The organism is Novosphingobium sp. BL-S-32 (genome assembly GCF_056857055.1).
In genome coordinates this window covers 1,529,942-1,548,245 of record NZ_CM166477.1, presented here as the reverse complement: position 1 = coordinate 1,548,245, position 18,304 = coordinate 1,529,942, and the positions used below count along the sequence as shown (strand labels likewise).

13 protein-coding genes are annotated in these 18,304 nt (G+C 65.0%); 4 read left to right on the top strand and 9 right to left on the bottom strand.

From position 1 onward, the window contains the following. Positions 1-139 precede the first annotated feature (139 nt). From AC1VVK_RS23345 to nagE, 4 genes are read left to right on the top strand one after another with little or no spacing between them, the layout of a single operon-like run. Complete coding sequence (locus AC1VVK_RS23345) at positions 140-1,198, top strand: SIS domain-containing protein (RefSeq protein ID WP_482905555.1); 1,059 nt, start codon at positions 140-142, stop codon at positions 1,196-1,198. Beyond that, on the top strand, positions 1,198-2,328 hold the full coding sequence (gene nagA / locus AC1VVK_RS23340; protein WP_482905554.1) for an N-acetylglucosamine-6-phosphate deacetylase: 1,131 nt from the start codon (positions 1,198-1,200) through the stop codon (positions 2,326-2,328). The genes AC1VVK_RS23345 and nagA overlap by 1 nt, the downstream gene beginning before the upstream one ends. 29 nt (positions 2,329-2,357) lie before the next feature. After that, on the top strand, positions 2,358-4,964 hold the full coding sequence (ptsP, locus tag AC1VVK_RS23335; RefSeq protein ID WP_482905553.1) for a phosphoenolpyruvate--protein phosphotransferase: 2,607 nt from the start codon (positions 2,358-2,360) through the stop codon (positions 4,962-4,964). Continuing rightward, positions 4,961-6,694, top strand: coding sequence for an N-acetylglucosamine-specific PTS transporter subunit IIBC (gene nagE, locus AC1VVK_RS23330; protein ID WP_482905552.1), 1,734 nt, complete (start codon positions 4,961-4,963; stop codon positions 6,692-6,694). Before ptsP ends, nagE begins: the two co-directional genes overlap by 4 nt. Before the next feature lie 15 nt (positions 6,695-6,709). Here nagE and AC1VVK_RS23325 read toward each other — a convergent pair whose 3' ends face one another. The 9 genes from AC1VVK_RS23325 to rpoD form a co-directional block, all read right to left on the bottom strand. Continuing rightward, positions 6,710-7,549 (bottom strand): hypothetical protein, encoded by an 840-nt coding sequence (locus tag AC1VVK_RS23325; RefSeq protein ID WP_482905551.1) that lies wholly within the window; start codon positions 7,547-7,549, stop codon positions 6,710-6,712. Between the two features lie 196 nt (positions 7,550-7,745). Further along, positions 7,746-10,046, bottom strand: a complete 2,301-nt coding sequence (locus tag AC1VVK_RS23320; protein WP_482905550.1) for an arylsulfatase — start codon at positions 10,044-10,046, stop codon at positions 7,746-7,748. 116 nt (positions 10,047-10,162) lie between these two features. Beyond that, entirely contained in the window at positions 10,163-10,804 is a 642-nt protein-coding gene (gene alkB, locus AC1VVK_RS23315; protein WP_482905549.1) for a DNA oxidative demethylase AlkB, read from the bottom strand. After that, a complete protein-coding gene (locus AC1VVK_RS23310) occupies positions 10,794-11,495 on the bottom strand; it encodes a 2OG-Fe(II) oxygenase (protein WP_482905548.1) in 702 nt (233 codons plus the stop codon). Before AC1VVK_RS23310 ends, alkB begins: the two co-directional genes overlap by 11 nt. A gap of 23 nt (positions 11,496-11,518) precedes the next feature. Beyond that, the gene (locus AC1VVK_RS23305) at positions 11,519-12,073 is read right to left on the bottom strand and encodes a methylated-DNA--[protein]-cysteine S-methyltransferase (protein WP_482905547.1); all 555 of its coding nucleotides are present in this window, start codon (positions 12,071-12,073) and stop codon (positions 11,519-11,521) included. A 194-nt stretch (positions 12,074-12,267) separates the two neighbouring features. Then, entirely contained in the window at positions 12,268-12,801 is a 534-nt protein-coding gene (locus tag AC1VVK_RS23300; protein ID WP_482905546.1) for a CAP domain-containing protein, read from the bottom strand. Positions 12,802-12,901: 100 nt separating this feature from the next. Continuing rightward, complete coding sequence (locus AC1VVK_RS23295; RefSeq protein WP_482905545.1) at positions 12,902-14,299, bottom strand: methyl-accepting chemotaxis protein; 1,398 nt, start codon at positions 14,297-14,299, stop codon at positions 12,902-12,904. A gap of 180 nt (positions 14,300-14,479) precedes the next feature. Then, positions 14,480-15,712 (bottom strand): GGDEF domain-containing protein, encoded by a 1,233-nt coding sequence (locus tag AC1VVK_RS23290; protein WP_482905544.1) that lies wholly within the window; start codon positions 15,710-15,712, stop codon positions 14,480-14,482. 199 nt (positions 15,713-15,911) lie between these two features. Beyond that, positions 15,912-17,954: an RNA polymerase sigma factor RpoD gene (gene rpoD, locus AC1VVK_RS23285; protein WP_482905543.1), complete on the bottom strand. Its 2,043-nt coding sequence runs from the start codon at positions 17,952-17,954 to the stop codon at positions 15,912-15,914. Between the last annotated feature and the right edge of the window lie 350 nt (positions 17,955-18,304).

Genomic DNA, 18,304 nt, shown 5'->3' with positions numbered 1-18,304 from the left:
CGCCATGCGCAAAACCAATTGCGCATGGCCTTGAGTTCGTGAATACCAATATAGAACTTATATCGACATTGGTAGGTGGTCGTCCCCGATTGGTGCATAGCCCGCCGATCGGAAGGCGGGCCAGGGAGATTTCACCGTAATGCAGTCCGACGCCGCAAATCCTCCTCTTTCCCTCATGGCCCGCGAGGCCGCAGAGGCACCGCAGGCCGTGCGGGCGTTTCTGGAGGCCAACCGCGCAGCCCTTGCGGCGCTGGCGCGGGACCTGCGCGACAATCCGCCATCGGTCGTGGTTACTTGCGCGCGCGGATCGTCCGACAACGCGGCGACTTATGCCAAGTACCTGATCGAGACCATGGTGGGCCTGCCGGTCTCGTCCTCTGCGCTCAGCGTTTCTTCCGTGTTTGGCGCCGAGATGCAGCCGGGCCGCGTGCTCGTGCTGGCGATCTCGCAGAGCGGGCGCAGCCCCGACCTGCTGGCCGCCGTCGAGGCGCATCGCCGCGCCGGAGCCCGCGTTGTCGCGCTGGTGAATGACGAGACCGCGCCGCTCGCCGATCTGGCGCAGTGGGTGCTACCGCTTCACGCCGGGCCGGAAAAGTCGGTTGCGGCCACCAAGTCCTTCATCGCCTCGCTGGCCGGCGTTGCCGCGCTGGTGGCGCACTGGACCGGAGAGACCGAGCCCGGAGCCGCGCTGGGCAAGGCCATGGACGGTCTGCCCGAAGCGATGGAAGCGGCCGCGAAGATCGCCCCGTTCGATCTGGTCGAGCGGCTCTCCGATGCCGCCAATCTCTTCGTGATCGCACGCGGCTATGGCTTTGCCGTGGCACAGGAAGGGGCACTCAAGCTCAAGGAAACCTGCGCGCTCCACGCCGAGGCCTATAGCGCCGCCGAAGTGCGCCATGGCCCGATGACGATCATCGACGGCGGCTTCCCCATCGTCGCTTTCGCGACCTCCGATGCCAGCGGCGAGAGCGTGCGCGAAGCCGCCAGCGAGTTCGCCGGGCGCGGCGCGCAAGTCTCGCTGCTCGATGCCACGGTTCCGGTCGGCGCGCAGACTTTCGCCGCACTCGCAGGCCATCCCGCGCTGGAGCCACTGCTCATGATCCAGGCCTTCTATCCGCAAGTGAACGCGCTTTCGCTGGCGCGCGGTCTGGATCCCGACAAGCCCGCGCACTTGCGCAAGGTTACCGAGACTCTCTGATGAAAACTGCCTTCGTCAACGGCAACGTCTATCTTGGCCGCGCATGGGCGCGCGATGTCGTGCTGACCGTCGAGCAGGGCCGCATCGCCGCCATCGAGAGCGGCGCGGACGCCGATGAAGTCATCGATCTCGACGGAGGCTGGCTGGTGCCGGGCTTCATCGATGTGCAGGTGAACGGCGGCGGCGGCGTGCTGCTCAACGACAGCCCCACGGTTGCGGGCATCGCGACGATTGCCGCCGCGCACGCGCGCTTCGGCACCACGGCCATGCTGCCCACGCTGATCAGTGCCACGCCGGACGTGATCGCGGCGGGGCTGGACGCGACCGACGATGCCGTGTCCTCGGGCGTGAAGGGCTGCATCGGCATCCACGTCGAAGGGCCGGTACTCAACGCCAAGCGCCGGGGTATCCATTCCGAAGGCAATCTGCGCAAGCTGGACGACAGTCTGGTCGAACTGCTCACCAGGCCCCGCGCGGGCCGCGTGCTCTTCACTATCGCGCCCGAATATCTCGATGCGGATCAGGCGCGCGCGCTGATCGAGGCGGGTGTCGTGCTGGCCATGGGCCACTCCGATGCCGACTACGAGACGGCACGCGCCGCCTTCGACATGGGCGTGACGGGCGTGACCCACTTGTTCAACGCCATGTCCGCGCTGCACCATCGCAATCCCGGCATGGTCGGGGCGGCGCTGGAGAACCAGTCCGCGTGGTGCGGTCTGATCGCGGACGGATACCACGTCCACCCCGCAGTGATGCGCGTGGCGCTGGCAAGCCGCCCGATCGACCGCTTCATGCTGGTGACGGACGCGATGCCCTGCGTCGGTTCCGATCTTGCGAGCTTCCAACTGGATGGACGCGAGATCACCGTGGCGGAAGGGCGCTGCGTGGGCGCGGATGGCACGTTGGCGGGCGCTTCGCTGAATATGGCCGATGCGGTGCGCAATGTCGTCGACATGGCGGGTGTTTCGCTTGCGCAAGCCGTTGAAATGGCCACCTTGCAGCCTGCCGCGTTTCTGGGGCTTGCCTCTGAACGAGGCACCATTGCCGCCGGCCGCACCGCCGACTTCGTCCGCCTCGACCGCACCATGGCGCCGCAGGCGACGTGGATCGGCGGCGAGCGGGTGTTCTGAGATCCGTCTCCAGGAGACAAGCCAGTCCGATGTCTGCCTCCGTTTCCCCTATTTTGAGCGCCACCCGCGCAAACACGCCAGCCGAACCGCAGAGCATCGCCGTTGCGGCGCCTCTCGAAGGATGGCTGGGTCCGCTTGACGAGATTCCCGATCCGGCCTTTGCAAGCGGCATGGTCGGCGACGGCGTTGCCATCGATCCTACCGGCTCGGTGCTCCATGCGCCTTGCGAGGGCGTGATCGCCTCGATCGCGGCGACGGGCCATGCGGTGACCTTGCGCCTTGAAGGCGGGGCGGAACTGCTGGTCCATCTGGGCGTCGATACTGTGGCGATGGGCGGGCGCGGTTTCACGCCGCTGGTGGCTCAGGACCAGAGCGTTGCGGCAGGCGATCCGCTGATCCGTTTCGACCTTGATGCGATCGTGACCGGCGCGCCGAGCGCGATGACGCCGGTGCTGCTGCTTTCGGGCGAGGAATGGGCGCTGGAATCGAAGCGCGAGCCGGGCCCGGTGGCGGTTGGCGACATGGTGATGACGCTGCGGCACATCGGCGCGGCAGCAGGCGAGGCGTCACAGCCTACCGCGTCCGCTGATGACGAACTGGTGCGCGAGATTTCCGTGCCGCTGCGTCACGGTATCCACGCGCGCCCGGCGGCGCGCCTGCGGCAGGTGGCGACGTCTTTCGATGCGGGCGTGCGGATGGAGATCGCCGGCAAGTCGGCCAGCCTGCGCAGCCCGGTGGGTGTGCTGGCGCTGGGCGTCAAGCTGGGTGACCGCATTTCGCTCCACGCGCGCGGCGCGCAGGCGGCGGACGTGCTGGACGCGCTGGAAGCGCTGATCGCCAGCGGTATGGGCGAACTGGCGCATGCGGATGAAAAGATCGACGAGAAGTCCGGTGTCGAGCCCGCGCGCGTGACCGCGTCGGTGCTCCGCCGGGCGACTGCGATCGCGGCGGATGGTACGCTGGCGGGCGTCGTTGCCGCGCCGGGCGTGGCCGTGGGGCAGGCGGTTCGCTATCGTCTTGGCGAGGTGGAAGTCTCGGCCGGATCGGGCGATGCCGCCACCGAACGGGCTTTGCTGGACGAAACGCTGGCGCAGTTACGCCTCAAGATCGCGGCGGAAAGCGAAGGCGCTCCGGCGCATGCCGCCTCGATCCTTGCTGCCCATGCGGTGATGCTGGAGGACGAGGACCTGCTCGCCGCCGCGCACGAGGCTATCGGCAATGGCGCAAGCGCGGGTGAGGGGTGGCGCGTCGCCATTGGCACGCAGGTCGAGCTACTGCTGCGATCCGGCGATGCCCGCCTTGCCGAGCGTGTGGACGACATGCGCGATCTGGAACGGCAGGTTCTCTGCGCGCTGATCGGCGGCGATGCCACGGGCTTTGCGCTTCCCGAAAATGCCGTGGTCATTGCCGAGGACCTCTTGCCCTCACAGCTCATGGCGCTCGATCCGCAGCGGCTCACGGCGATCTGCCTCGTCAATGGCGGGCCGACGTCGCATGTCGCGATCCTAGCTGCCGGGCTCGGCGTGCCGATGCTGGTGGCGATGGGAACGGCGCTGGACGGGATCCCGGACGGTGCGGTTCTGGTGGTGGACGCCGCCGCTGCGCGGATCGAAACCGACGCTTCGGAAGACCGCATCGCGCGTGTTCGGCAGCAGCTTGCGGCGCTCGCCGCGCGCCGTGCCGCCGCGCGCGAGGCCAAGGGGCCGTGCCATACGGCGGACGGCACCCGGATCGAGGTTTTCGCCAATCTCGGCTCGCTGGCCGATGCGCGTCAGGCGATGGAAAACGGCGCCGAGGGCTGCGGCCTGCTGCGCAGCGAGTTCCTGTTCGTCGAACGCCCGCAGGCCCCGAGTGTGGCCGAGCAGGCCGAAACCTATCAGGCTATCGCCGATGCGCTGGCGGGCCGGCCGCTGATCGTGCGCCTGCTCGATATTGGCGGTGACAAGCCCGCGCCGTTCCTGCCGATTCCGGCCGAGGAAAACCCGGCGCTGGGCCTGCGCGGCATTCGCGTCTGCCTCGCCCATCCCGAACTGCTGGAACAGCAGGTCGAGGCGATCTTGCGCGTGCGCCCGGCCGGTCAGTGCCGGATCATGGTGCCGATGGTCGCCAGCCTTGCGGAACTGCGCGCGGTGCGGGCGGTGGTCGATCGTGTCGCCCTGCGTCTTGGCCTGACCGAGCCGGTCTCGCTGGGGATCATGGTGGAAACGCCCGCTGCCGCCGCGACGGCCGACATTTTCGCGCGGGAGGCCGATTTCCTCTCGATCGGGACGAACGACCTCACGCAATATACGCTCGCCATGGACCGGGGCAATTCGGCGGTGGCGGCGGATATCGACGGGCTCCACCCGGCCGTGCTGCGCCTGATCGGCCTGACGTGCGAGGGCGGTTCGCGCGGCGGCCGCTGGACGGGCGTGTGCGGTTCGCTTGCGTCCGACCCCATGGCCGTGCCGCTGCTGCTGGGCCTCGGCGTGGCGGAGCTTTCGGCGACGCCCGCGCAAGTGCCGGACATCAAGGCGCTCGTCGCGGGGCTGGAAATCGAGCGCTGCCGCCAGCTTGCCGCCGATGCGCTGGAATGCGCCTCGGCCGGGGAAGTGCGCGAATTGATGCGGAAATTCTTGGAGGAGCAGGGGGCATGAGGCGCATTCTCGAAGCATTGCAGCCGCTGGGCCGTGCGCTCATGCTGCCGATTGCGGTGCTTCCGGTCGCGGGCTTGCTCCTGCGTCTGGGGCAATCGGACCTGCTCAATATCGCGCTGCTGAGCGCGGCGGGCGATGCGCTGTTCTCGCACCTTGGTCTGCTGTTCTCCATCGGTGTCGCCACCGGCTACGCGCGGGACGGCAACGGCGCGGCGTGCCTTGCGGGCATCGTCTGCTTCCTCGTCGGCACCGAAGGCGCCAAAGTGCTGATGCCGGTGCCGCTGGGCGTCGATCTCACGCTATCGGGCGAGGCGCTCGCGGCGGCGGTGGCGGCCGCCAAGAGCCAGGCCATCGGGCGGCTGGACGTGCCGATCGGCATCGTCTCCGGCCTTGTCGGCGGCACTTTCTACAACCGTTTCGCGGCGATGAAGCTGCCGGAATACCTCGCTTTCTTCGGCGGGCGGCGGTTCGTGCCGATCGTCTCGGGCGTGGCCGGTCTGGCGATTGCCCTGGTGGTGGGCATGGGCTTCCATCCCATCGTGGTCGGCATCGACGGCGTCAGCCACGGCATCACCGACCTTGGCGGCGTGGGGCTGTTCCTGTTCGGGCTGATCAACCGCCTGCTGCTGGTCACCGGCCTGCACCACGTGTTCAACAACCTCTTCTGGTTCGTCTTCGGCGACTACAACGGCGCGCATGGTGACATTCGCCGGTTCTTCGCGGGCGATCCCACGGCCGGAAGCTTCATGACCGGCTTCTTCCCGGTCATGATGTTCGGCCTGCCCGCCGCCTGCCTTGCGATGTACCGCGCGGCCCTGCCGGAGCGGCGCAAGGCGGTGGGCGGCATGCTCTTCAGTCTCGCGCTGACCTCGCTGCTAACCGGCGTGACCGAGCCCATCGAATTCAGCTTCATGTTCCTCGCCCCGGTGCTCTACGCCATCCACGCCGTGCTGACCGGCCTGTCGATGTGGCTGACGGACGCGCTGGGCATGCATCTTGGCTTCGGCTTCTCGGCGGGCCTGTTCGACTACGTGCTGAACTTCGGCAAGGCCACGCGCCCGCTGCTGCTGCTGCCGGTGGGGCTGCTCTACTTCGCGGTCTATTACGGCGTGTTCTCCTTCGCGATCCGCAAGCTGGACCTCAAGACACCCGGCCGCGAGGACGAGGATATGTCTGCCGCTACCCCCGCCGCCGCCGACAGCCCGGCGAGCGAGGGACGCGGCGCCGCCTTCCTCGCGGCACTGGGCGGCAGTGCCAACATCGTGGAAGTCTCCGCCTGCACCACCCGTCTGCGACTCATCATCGTCGATCACGGCGCGGTGGCAGAGGCGCGGCTCAAGGCGCTGGGCGCGCGCGGGTTGATCCGCCCTTCGGACAAGGCGCTTCAGGTGATCCTGGGCCCGGTGGCCGATATCGTATCCGTGGAAATCCGCGAGGCGATTGCGGCAGGCCCGGCCGTAGAGCGCAAGGTTGCCGTATCAGCCGAGGCCTCGTCGTCGGTGGGTTCGGTCGTGACGATCCCCGGTGCGATGCAGCAGGGGCTCGGCGGCGCTGCGAACGTGCTGGGCGCGCAGCGTTACGGCAATCGCCTGAGGGTGGAGCTACAGGATCCGGCCTTGCTCGACGAGCCCGCGCTGGCCGCTGCCGGTGTTCGCGGCGTGGCAGCCGCCGCAGGCCGCACCGTCCACCTGTTGTTCGCGCCCGAAGACCTCGACCGCTTCGCGGCCTGAGGTCAGGGGGCGGAGTCAGGGAGCCGGGGGTGCGTCGGCAGCGCGCGAGCGGGCCATCTGATCGGCAATTCGCTGGCGCTGGAGGGGCTGGGCCATGTCCGCCCTGACCGCGTAGAACGCGGAAAGGAACGTGCGGTCGGCTGCGGTCAGGCTATTGGGGGCGAGACCATCGCCAGCCGCGCCCGCTTCCGGCGTGAACAGCGTCAGGATGGTCGGTTCCTTGGCCGATCCTTTAAGCTTGGCGCCCGTCAGAGCACGCAGGGCCGCATAATCTGCGATCTGACGCAAGTCTCGATCGGCGGCGGCGTCCCGGTTGATCAGGACGACGGAACTGACGATATCACGGCGGATCGGCATCGAAAGCCGCGTCGACGTGGGGACGTGCAACATTTTCGGGCCGGTATCCGTATGACGCTGAGGGTCGCCGTCGCGGCTTCGGAGATCGACCTCGCTCCACGCCCACACCGGGCCGGGTTCTGCTAGAAGGCGGCGGATATCGGCATGCGACTGGCTCAGCATCGCGCCGGACCCCGCCTGAGACAGGGTGCGCACAGCGTCACGGCCGTCCTTCACGAAGACCACCATGACATTGGGTGTGCAACCCGCGCGGGCGATCCTAAGTCCGGCCGACGCGGCGACCGCCGTGATCCGGTCAGCCACCACCGCGTCCGCGCTGGGCGGCAGGCCCGTGCTGCCCACGCAGACCGGGTCCGTGAATCTCGCGAGCGGCACATCGTTTGCCGCCGCTATCGCGACTTGCGCGACGAAACGCTGCGCGGCGGGCTCTGACGGAACGTTCCCGGTCACGGTAATGGAGGAGGCGGCGGCCAATAGGCTGCCAAGGATGAGGCTCATTCCGGTTCTCCCTTGCGGAGAGAACCTACTGTGCGCGTTTGATTTTTCCTAGCTGTCCGGACCTGCCGGGCATCAGGGTTATGTTCTTTTAATCGCGTGACGGAACTCGCCGAAAGCGACGCATCGACTGTAGGGCCGGATTGCCGTTGCGGCGGAACTGCCGAAGCGGAACACGGCCCTACCTCGCGACATCGCCCTACTGACCGGGTTTCAATTCGATTTCCACGCGCTCGACTTTGCCGGTCAGCTTGAATGGCAGCTTGTACGTGAAATCGATCGGCGATCCGGTATCCATGCCGATGTCCAGCCCTTCGCCCAGCGAGAATTGAATGGGCACGGTTCGCTCCAGCCGCCCTCCGGCAACTTTGGTGCCATTGGCGGAGATAGTAATCTCGCCGCCCTTGCCCATCCCGCCGCCGTCATATTTGAAATCGACGGTGAGCGTCGTTTTTCCCTTGGGCAGGGGCGCCTCGGCCGCGAAGGTTGGCCGGTCGATCGAGAGGAAGTTGTAGACGAAGACGGGCTTGCCCTCGCGCAGATAGAGCCCGTAGCCGCCTTCAAGGCCGCCATGTGTGACGATCATGCCCTCGGCGTGGTCGCTCGGCAGGTCGATCTCGGCGGTAATCGTCCAGCTCTTGTTGAGCATCGGCAGGCAGGCAGCGTCCGGAAGCGCGATCTGCCCTTCATAATAGACGGCCTTGGTCCGCTTGCCGACGAGGCTTGGCCTGCCCATCGCCTCTGCATTCATGCGGATCGTGGCGCGCCAGTCGAGCGGCAGCACGCTATACTTGGCAGCCTCCACCCACCACATGTCCTGCAATTCGCGCAGCTTCTCGGGATGCTGCGCGGCGAGATCCTTCGCCTGCGAAAAGTCCTCGTCTAGCTTGTACAGTTCCCACACCTGTTCATCGGGGCTCCAATCCTCGGATCGGATCGGCTGCCAGGGCACGAACGAGGGGGCCGAAGCCATCCATCCGTCGTGATAGAGCCCGCGATTGACGCCCAGTTCGAAATATTGCGTCTTGCGTTTGCTGGCAACGCTGGCGTCTTCGAAGGTGGCGGCGAAGCTGACGCCCTCGATGGGTTTTTGCTGCACGCCGTTGAGTGTGCCGGGCGCGGTAATTCCGCAGATTTCATAGAGTGTCGGCACGATGTCGATCGTGTGGATGAACTGATCGCGCAGGCCGCCCTTGTCCTTGATGGCGTCGGGCCATGAGATGATCATCGGGTTGCGCGTTCCGCCGAAGTGGCTGGCGACTTGCTTGGTCCATTGGAACGGCGTGTTCATGGCGTGGGCCCAGGCGGACGGGAAGTGATTGAAGTGCTTGGGGCCGCCCAGTTCGTCGATCGCCTTGATGTTGTCTTCCCACTTCTCCGGAAGGCCGTTGAAGAACATGTTCTCGCACAGCGAGCCTTCAAGGCCGCCTTCGGCGCTCGAACCGTTGTCACCGGCGATGTAGAGGATGATCGTGTTGTCCGCGTCGGGCAGTTCCTTGACCGCGTCGATCACCCGGCCCATCGCCACGTCGACTTGCGCACCGTAGCCGGCGAAGACTTCCATCATCCGGGAATAGAGACGCTTCTGGTCGTCGTTGAGCGAATCCCATGCCGGAAGGCCCTTCGACCGGGTGGTCAATTCAGTATCCTGCGGGACCACCCCCAGATCCTTCTGGCGGGCGAGGGTCTGCTCGCGATAGGCGTCCCAGCCTTGATCGAACTGGCCCTTGAATTTGTCGATCCACTCCTTGGACGCATGGTGCGGCGCGTGCGTGGCGCCGGGCGCGACATAGAGGAAGAACGGCTTGTCCGGCGCAATGCTCTTGACCTGACGCAGCCAGGTTATCGCCCGGTCGGCAATGTCCTCGGTCAGGTGATAATCGGGATCTTCCGATGGCGGGACGAGGTTGTGGTTCTCGTAGAGGATCGGGTTCCAGTGATTCATGTCACCGGCGTTGAAACCGTAGAAATAGGCGAACCCAAGCCCGTTGGCCCAACGGTCGAACGGGCCTGCGGCGCTGGTTTCCCACGTCGGCGTATTGTGGTTCTTGCCGATCCAGGCGGTCATGTAGCCGTTCTGGCGCAGGACTTCGCCCACTGTTCCGCAATTCTTCGGCAGGATGCAGCAATAGCCGTCATAGCCGGTCGCGAGTTCGGTGATGCCGGCGAAAGACGCCGAATGGTGATTGCGCCCGGTGATGAGCGCCGCCCGTGTCGGGCTGCACAGCGCCGTCGTGTGGAAGTAGTTGTAGCGCAGGCCCTCCTTGGCGAGCCTGTCCATCGTCGGTGAGGGGACGCCGCCGCCAAAAGTCGAAAACTGGCCGAAACCGACATCGTCGAGGAGGATCAGCACGATGTTCGGCGCGCCCTTGGGCGGCTGCACGGGCTGCGGAAATGTCGCGGGGTCTGAGTCCTGATACGTGCGGCCGATTTCGCCGGTGAAATGGAAGTCGGGACGCGGCAGGATGCCGGGGGTTTGAGCAGGACGATCGATGGGCATGTGGGGGCTCCGTGCCGCGAATGTCCCGAAAAAATAGCCGGGCCTTGAGGGCGATCCATCGGGATAAACCCCCAAAAGTGCGCGGCTCGGGCCCGGCGGCTACCGAAGATCGGCGATCAGCGCGCCTTCCGGAACGTGAGATTGTAGCGTGCTTCGCCCGTGGCGGGATGGTCTCCGGCCTTGAGTTCGCCAACGCCGTGGAAGGTCATGCGCGAAGGGCCGCCCCACACGACGACATCGCCATGGACCACCCGGAGGCGGGCAGGGCGGTCGCTGCGGTGCCGGCCGCCCCACAGGAACGTTGCGGGCAACCCGAGCGAGACCGAGACGATCGGCGCAGAGTGATCCCGCTCGTCCATGTCCTGATGAAGGGAAAGCCTTGAACCAGGGATATAACGATTGACCAGGCAGGCGTCGGGCACGAAGCCGCTGAAGCCAAGCGCTTCGGCGGCCCGACCGGCAAGGTCGAGAAACAGCGGCGGGAGTGCCGGCCATGGCCTGTTCGTCTCAGGGTCGATGGCGTCGTAGCGATAGCCCGACCGATCGGACACCCAGCCCAGCGGGCCGCAGTTGAACATGGCGACCGACAGGCGCTTGCCGCCCCGGGTCTCCATGTGGCGGAAGGGCGCGAGCGCGGACATGTGCCGGACATGCGCGACCAGCGCGTCCGCCACGTCGAGCGCGAAGCCGCCAAGGATGGCCGCGCCCGGTCCGAGTGCCACGTCTCGATGATCGTCCGCGAAGAGGTCAGGCAGCATCGTGGAAAATGATCCCCAGCGTATGCCGCTTGCCCGAACGCACCATGCTGACACCGTGGCGCAGGTTGACCCGATAACTGCCGCGCGAGCCCCGCTGCGGGCGGGCATTCACCGCGAAGAGCACGGCATCACCCTTGCCGAGCGGTACCACCGCGGCGCGAGACTGCATGCGGGGACGCTGTTCGGTCAGAACGAACTCGCCGCCCGTGAAGTCCTTGCCCGGCTCCGAAAGGAGCACGGCGATCTGGAGCGGGAAAACATGATCGCCGTAGAGGTCCTGATGCAGGCAATTGTAGTCGCCCTTGCCATATTCCAGCAGCAGCGGCGTCGATCGCTTTTGGCCGGCTTCGTGGCAGCGTTCCAGGAATGTCGTATGGTCGGCGGGGAAGCGGACGTCGATCCCCATCCGCTCATGCCAGCCATTGGCGATCGGCGCGATGCGCCGATAGAGTTCGGTGCGCGCCGCCTCGATCAGCGGCGGCAGCGGATAGGCGAAATAGCGATACTCGCCTTTTCCGAAGCCATGGCGGGCCATGTGGATGTGGCTGCGAAAGACAGGGGTCGGTCCATAGAGGTCCGCCACCGCGTCGCATTCGGCGTCTTCGAAAAACGCCGGCAGGATCGCCCAGCCTTCCTCGTCGAGACTGGCCGCGATTGCACCCCAATCGTAAGCGGCAAGGCGCGCGTTCATGGAACTGCCCTGATGACGCACCTTTAGAATCCGAAGCCGATCTGGCGGTTCGAGGGAGAGGCAACCCCCTCCAGCGAGAGCATGTGCGCTTTCGTATCGGAGCGGCCCGGGGCCGAAAAGCCTCCGATCTTTCCGCCGGCAGCCGTCACGCGGTGGCATGGCACTATCAGCGGCACGGGATTGCGCGCCATCGCCTCGCCCACGGTCCGCGCGGTCTGGGGTTCTTCCCCCAAGGCCTTGGCGACGGCGCCGTAAGTCGTGGTTTCGCCGTAATCCAGCGCACGCACGAAGCCATAGATGCGTTCGAACAGGGATTCCTGTTCGCCCAGGTCGATCTCGACGGCAGAAAAATCCACCCGCTCGCCTTCGAAATAGCGCTGGGCGTCATGGATGACGGCCTGCAGGAATGCCGGGGGAGCCGTTCGTATCGACGTGGGAAAACGACGAAGCAGCGCGCTTTCGGCTGCTTCGGCTGTCCGTGACGGAAGGCGAAAGCTTGAGACGCTCGATCCTCGCCAGCCGATGGCGGCAAAGCCGTACGAGGTCCCGAAGATAACGTGTTGCGGCGATCGATCCACAATCGGGTCCTTCAGTATGCCGGACGCCGAGCCTTGCAGGACGGAATGGCCGTCAACGGCGCCTCATGATCGGAGGTATATGGGCGCATCTTGCCGCTGCCGCACTCCGATCCTTGCTTTCAAACCGGTTTTTTCCGCAATTGTCGCGAGATTTCCGGATGGGTGGAAGGCGGCGTACCGTTCTGAAATCGGGCTTATTGGGCGCTGACAACCGTTCGCTGGCGATAGGGGCTCTCATTCATGACGTTCCCCGGCGGATCGTATCGGCACACCAGGTATTCGTACCCTCTCCCTTTTGACAGGGCGCAACCGACCGACGTCGTTCCGGCCCAGATCATCTGCGTATAATGGCCAACGCGGTGATAATCGTCCTGCCACGAACGCATCCGGCGCAGCGGGATCTTTTCAGCCGCCCAACCCGAGACCATCTCTTCGAGGCGATAGCCGCCGCGGGTCCCCATCCAGAGGTTCTCGCCCTCCAGCCGGTTGGAGGCATCGTGCCGGAACACTGCCGATGATGCCAGCCGGTCTGCCCAGTAACCGGCATCACGCGCCAGCTTGGCACTCCAGCGCAGCGGCGCCGAGCCTACCGCCGCGCGCTCCCGGTTATGAATGGCGAGCACGATATCCTGAAATTGGGCTTCATTGACAGCCGGCCGAGTGCTGGAGGCGGCAACCGCCGCAGCAGCAAGTACGCCAAACACCATGAAAACTCCCGAATCAGCCACCTTTTGGCCGCGTTACACCCGGAATCCTGTCATTTTGTGGAACAGAGGCAAACCATTCCGGAGTATGATCCGTTCACCCCGAATCCGCCTTGAAAACGCTCTAGAATTCGGACCAGTCCTCGCCCGAGTGCGCGGGACTGATCGCCAGATTCCCACGCACCGGCAGCGACGCGTGACGCGGCGATGCCGCAGTCAGGGCAGGCGGATCGCGCCGGGACATGAGGCGCACAGGTCCGTTGGAAGCCGAATTCAGCCTGAAGCGCGTGGTCAGTTCGGCAAGCTCTGCCGCTTTGGAGGCGAGGCCGCGCGCGGCGGCGGCGGTCTGCTCCACCATTGCGGCGTTCTGCTGCACCATCTGGTCCATGCTGACGACGCCGCCGCCGATGTCGGTCAAAGCTTCGGACTGCACTTCGGCGCCTCGGGCGATCGCATCGACCAGCCTGTTGACTTCGGCGATCTTCGTACCGATCCGCTCAAGCATACGCCCGGTCTGCCCGACCAGATCGACCCCTTCCGCGACTTGCGTGGACGACGTGGTGATAAGCGCGCGAATTTCCCGCGCGGCGTCGGACGATCGCTGCGCCAGCGCCCGCACTTCGTTGGCGACCACGGCGAAACCCCGGCCGGCATCGCCTGCACGCGCCGCTTCCACGCCCGCGTTCAGAGCCAGAAAGGCGATGCCGTCGATCAGGTCGATGATCTGGTTGATCTGGAGCGAACTCTGCTCGATCGCGTCCATCGCGGCGACGGCATTGCGGACGACTTTGGCGCCGTCATCGGCATCGCCGCTGGCCGCACTCACCTGAATGCGGACCTCGCCGGCGCTGCGAGCGGTCACTTCCACCATCCCCGTCACGTTCTTCATGGAGGCAGAGGTGCGTTCCAGCGTCGCCGCCTGACTTGCCGTGCGCTGGGCAAGATCGTCCGACGCCGCGCGGATTTTGGCCGAACCCGTCCGTACGCATTCGGCGGAGGATACGACTTGCGCGATGCTGGCCTCCAGACCGACGACGGTGCGGTTGAAACCGGCGCGCAGGCTTTCGTATTCTTCCGCGAAGGCCGTATCCAGCTTGATGGTCATGTCGCCGCCTTCCAGCGCGAGCAGACCGCGCTCCAGCGCCTCGACCATCTGCTGGCGGGTGGAATTGAGCTGGACCTGCACGGCATTGTCCCGGAACACGGCCATGGCGTTGGTCATCCGGCCCACGCAGTCGCTGTGATCGGTGAACCTGATCGGACTGGCAAGATCGCCTGCCGCCAGCCCTTCCATGCGCATGACCGTCTCGACATAGGGATCGCAGATCAGCTTGCCGCTGATCTTCACGGTGGCCAGTGTCGCCACCAGTGACAGGACCGCCAGCCCGATTCCGGGCGCGGTGAAATTGCGGGCGGCGAGAGCCGCGCCGGCTACGGAGAGCAGGCCCCAGAATCCGTGCAGATAGAACAGGGTGCGGAACTTGACCCGGATGGGGGCATATTTCTCGAACCAATTGAACATCGTCGGCCTCGCTGATCATTTTTCCGCGAGGACGGAATGCCTCGGGCGAGACGACGGTTTACCGGGGATTTGCGAAGGATTGGCAGTATCGCCGCTAGGGACTTTCAAGTAGCGAGGCGCGCCACTTAAGGGCGAAATTGGCCTGCATGCCGCACAATCTTGCGACCGGCAGCGCTGCCGCTAAGCGCGCATTTCAAGAGCACAGGCAGACTTGTCGGCGGCCGGCGGTTCCGCAGGCTCGATCCGGTTGCGACCGCCGATTTTGGCCCTGTAGAGCGCGGCGTCCGCGGCCGAGAGGAGATCCGCAAGATCGTTGCCGTCGCGTCCCAGTTCCGCAAGGCCGATGCTGACGGTTGCCGTGACGTCCACGCCATTTTCCCGATCTATGACGATCTCCGCAAAGCCGCTCACCACGCCTTGGGCGATAGCGGCGGCCTCCGCATCGGATTTGCAGGTCAACAATGCGGCGAATTCCTCACCGCCGATTCGCGCGAGAATGGCAGCCGGCCCGACGATGCCCCTGACGAAACCTGCGAACAGCTTGAGCACCCGGTCGCCCGTCGCATGGCCAAACCGGTCGTTGATGGCCTTGAAGTGGTCGAGATCGAAAGCGAGCAGAAAGATACGCGCGTCCGCGTTTGCATTGCGAATGTGGCTCTCGGCTTCCTCGAAGAACCAGCGCCGATTACCCAGGCCGGTCAGATAGTCCGTGCGCGAGGCTTGCAGCAACTGGTCCTGTGTTTCCTCTCGCAGGAGCGCCATCAGCGCCATGGGCAGGCCGACCGAGTAGAGCACGCCTTCGTACATCGTGAAGACGCTGGAGATCGCAAGCAGTCGCGGCCCGAAACCCGGTACCGCCAGAGGCAGGACAAAGGCTCTGCCTATGTAGAAGAGCGAATGCATGGCCGCGAAGGCCAGCGCAACACGGCGGGATCGCAAGAAGCGGAAGCGATCGTTCGTCCACAGCTCCCAGGCTGTCAGGCCGCTGACCAGCGCGATGGGAAATGCGCTGATATAGTTCCAGATAATATCCCGGCAGCATTCGCCCATGGCGATCCAGATCAGGGCCTGGAAAGCGAAAATAGCCAGCGAAATCGCGCCGCGCTTGCGGCCGGCCAGGCGCGCTACGCCCTGAAAAATCAGAAGATACCCGCCCATCATGGCCATATTGGCCAAACTTGCGCCAAGGGCACCGGCGAACATCGTTCGCCCCATCGCCAATGCGCACCCGGCAGCCAGCGCCGAATAGCCGGCGGCGAGTATGCCGAGTTCATTCCTGCGCAAGGGCCGTGCATGCCGCTCCCAGAGCGTCATGACTGCACTGAGAGCCAAAGTGCCTATGGCAAGGAAATACAAAGTGGAGAGATCAAACCGCATCGCAGGCACCGAAGATTGGCGGTCCTTTACCTGCAATCTGGAAATTTCCCATCACTTAATCGGCCACGGGCCTCTGGCCCGTAGCTTCGGATGGGTGTCTCTCCGATTTCCTGATAGTGGCTGGAGCGCTACCGCCGCCCCTACCGGCATTGGGCCGGTAGGGGCGGCGCTGTAGCCAAGGGCATTTTCTCATCAGGTGGAACCACTTGATGACCCGGAAAACGCCGAAACCGTCTTAGTCCAGGAAGCTGCGCATGATGCGCGACCGGCTCGGGTGCTTGAGCTTGCGCAGCGCCTTGGCCTCGATCTGGCGGATACGTTCGCGGGTGACCGAGAACTGCTGGCCGACTTCCTCAAGCGTATGGTCGGTGTTCATGCCGATGCCGAAGCGCATGCGCAGCACGCGCTCTTCGCGCGGCGTGAGCGAGGCAAGGGTGCGGGTGATCATTTCCTTGAGGTTGGACTCGATCGCCGCATCCACCGGGATGACCGCATTCGAATCCTGAATGAAGTCACCCAGATGGCTGTCTTCCTCGTCACCCACGGGGGTTTCGAGCGAGATCGGCTCTTTGGCAATCTTCAGGACCCGCTTGACCTTTTCGAGCGGCATCGACAGGCGCTCGGCCATTTCTTCCGGCGTGGGCTCGCGGCCATGGTCGTGCAGGAAGCGGCGGTTGGTGCGGACCAGCTTGTTGATCGTCTCGATCATGTGGACCGGGATGCGGATCGTGCGCGCCTGATCCGCGATCGAGCGCGTGATCGCCTGACGGATCCACCAGGTGGCATAAGTCGAGAACTTGTAGCCGCGGCGGTACTCGAACTTGTCGACCGCCTTCATCAGGCCGATGTTGCCTTCCTGGATGAGGTCCAGGAACTGCAGGCCGCGGTTCATGTACTTCTTGGCGATCGAGATCACCAGACGCAGGTTCGCCTCGACCATTTCCTTCTTGGCGATGCGCGCCTCGCGCTCACCCTTCTGGACCATGTTGACGATGCGGCGGAACTCGGGAAGCGCCATGCCGGTGGCGGCGGCGATGTCCGAGACTTCGAGGCGGATACGCTCGGCCGGATCGGCTTCGTTGGCCGCGAAAGCCGCCCACTTCTTGTCCTTCGTCGCCATTTCGCCGATCCAGGTGTCGTCCAGTTCGCGGCCGACATAGGTTTCGAGGAAGTCGGCGCGCTTCACCTTGTGGCGCTCTACCAGGCGCAGCATCTGGCCGCCCAGCGTGGTGAGCCGGCGGTTGAACGAGTAGAGATTGTCGACGAGGTATTCGATCTTCGCCGCGTGGAATTTCACCGATTCCACTTGCGCGGTCAGGTCTTCGCGCAGCTGCTGGTACTGCTCTTCCTTGGCGACCGGGAAGTCGATGCCCAGCGCCAGCGCGTCGAGACGCTCCGACTGGAGGCGCTCGAAGGCCTGGAACAGCTCGGTGATGAGCGAGAATTTCTCAAGCGCTTCCGGCTTGAGGGCCGCTTCCATCTGCGCAAGGCTGATGGTGTTGTCCTCGTCCTCGTCCTCGGCCGCGCGCTTGGCGATCGGATTGCCGTCTTCGTCCAGCTCGGTGGTGGTTTCCTCTTCCTCGGCCTCGTCGTCCTCCTTGAAGGAGGGGCCGGCGATCTTTTCGCTGATCTCGCCGTCGTCGTCGCCTTCACCGTCTTCCGACAGGCTTTCGGGCGCAGGCTCCTTGGTCAGCATTGCATCGAGATCGAGGATCTCGCGCAGCTGCATCTCGCCGTTGTTGAGCGCTTCGGACCACTGGATGATGGCGTGGAAGGTGAGCGGGCTCTCGCAGAGGCCCATGATCATCATGTCGCGGCCGGCTTCGATGCGCTTGGCAATCGCCGCTTCGCCCGCACGGGAAAGCATTTCCACCGCGCCCATCTCGCGCAGGTACATGCGCACCGGATCGTCGGTGCGGCCGAGGGCGTCCGCTTTCTTGCTGTCCGGCGTGCGGCGCTGGGAGATTTCGCCGTCGTCGCCGGCGTCATCATCCATATCGCGATCGTCGTCGTTTTGCGAATCGGCCTGAGAATCGGTCTCGTCGCCGTCCTCGCCTTCATCCTCGTTCTCGACGATCTTGATGCCCATCTCCGAGATCGCGGCCATGATGTCCTCGATCTGGTCGGTGGACATCTGATCCTGCGGCAGGGCAGCGTTCAGCTCGCTTACGGTGATGGTACCACGGCTCTTGGCGCGGGCGATAAACCGCGCAACCGCACCCTTGCCACTCTCAATAAGCGGTGCATCGAAATCCGCCGCGTTCTCGTTCTTGCTCATAGGTATGCCATTGTCTCATTTGCGCGGCCCATGACGGTCACTTCGCCAGGACAAAAAATAGGTATGGGGCCCCTTGCCTGACAAGGGCAGTAAATTCCAGTGGTCTCTCGCCCAAACCCAATTCGATGCCCTTATGGCCTTTATGAAGCGTTTGAAAGGCTGAGGTACGGGGGCCGTGAAGCGGCGTAGCAGGGCCCTGTTGCCATCGCCGTCATTGGCGACGAATGGGCTTCATCGAATCGGGTGTGGGTTACATGTTACAATAGGTCCATGCCGGAGGCGAGAAATCGCGGGTCCGTCGGCTCAAGGCCGGGGTGCGCGGGCGCGGCAGCCGATTGCCGTCAATCAGC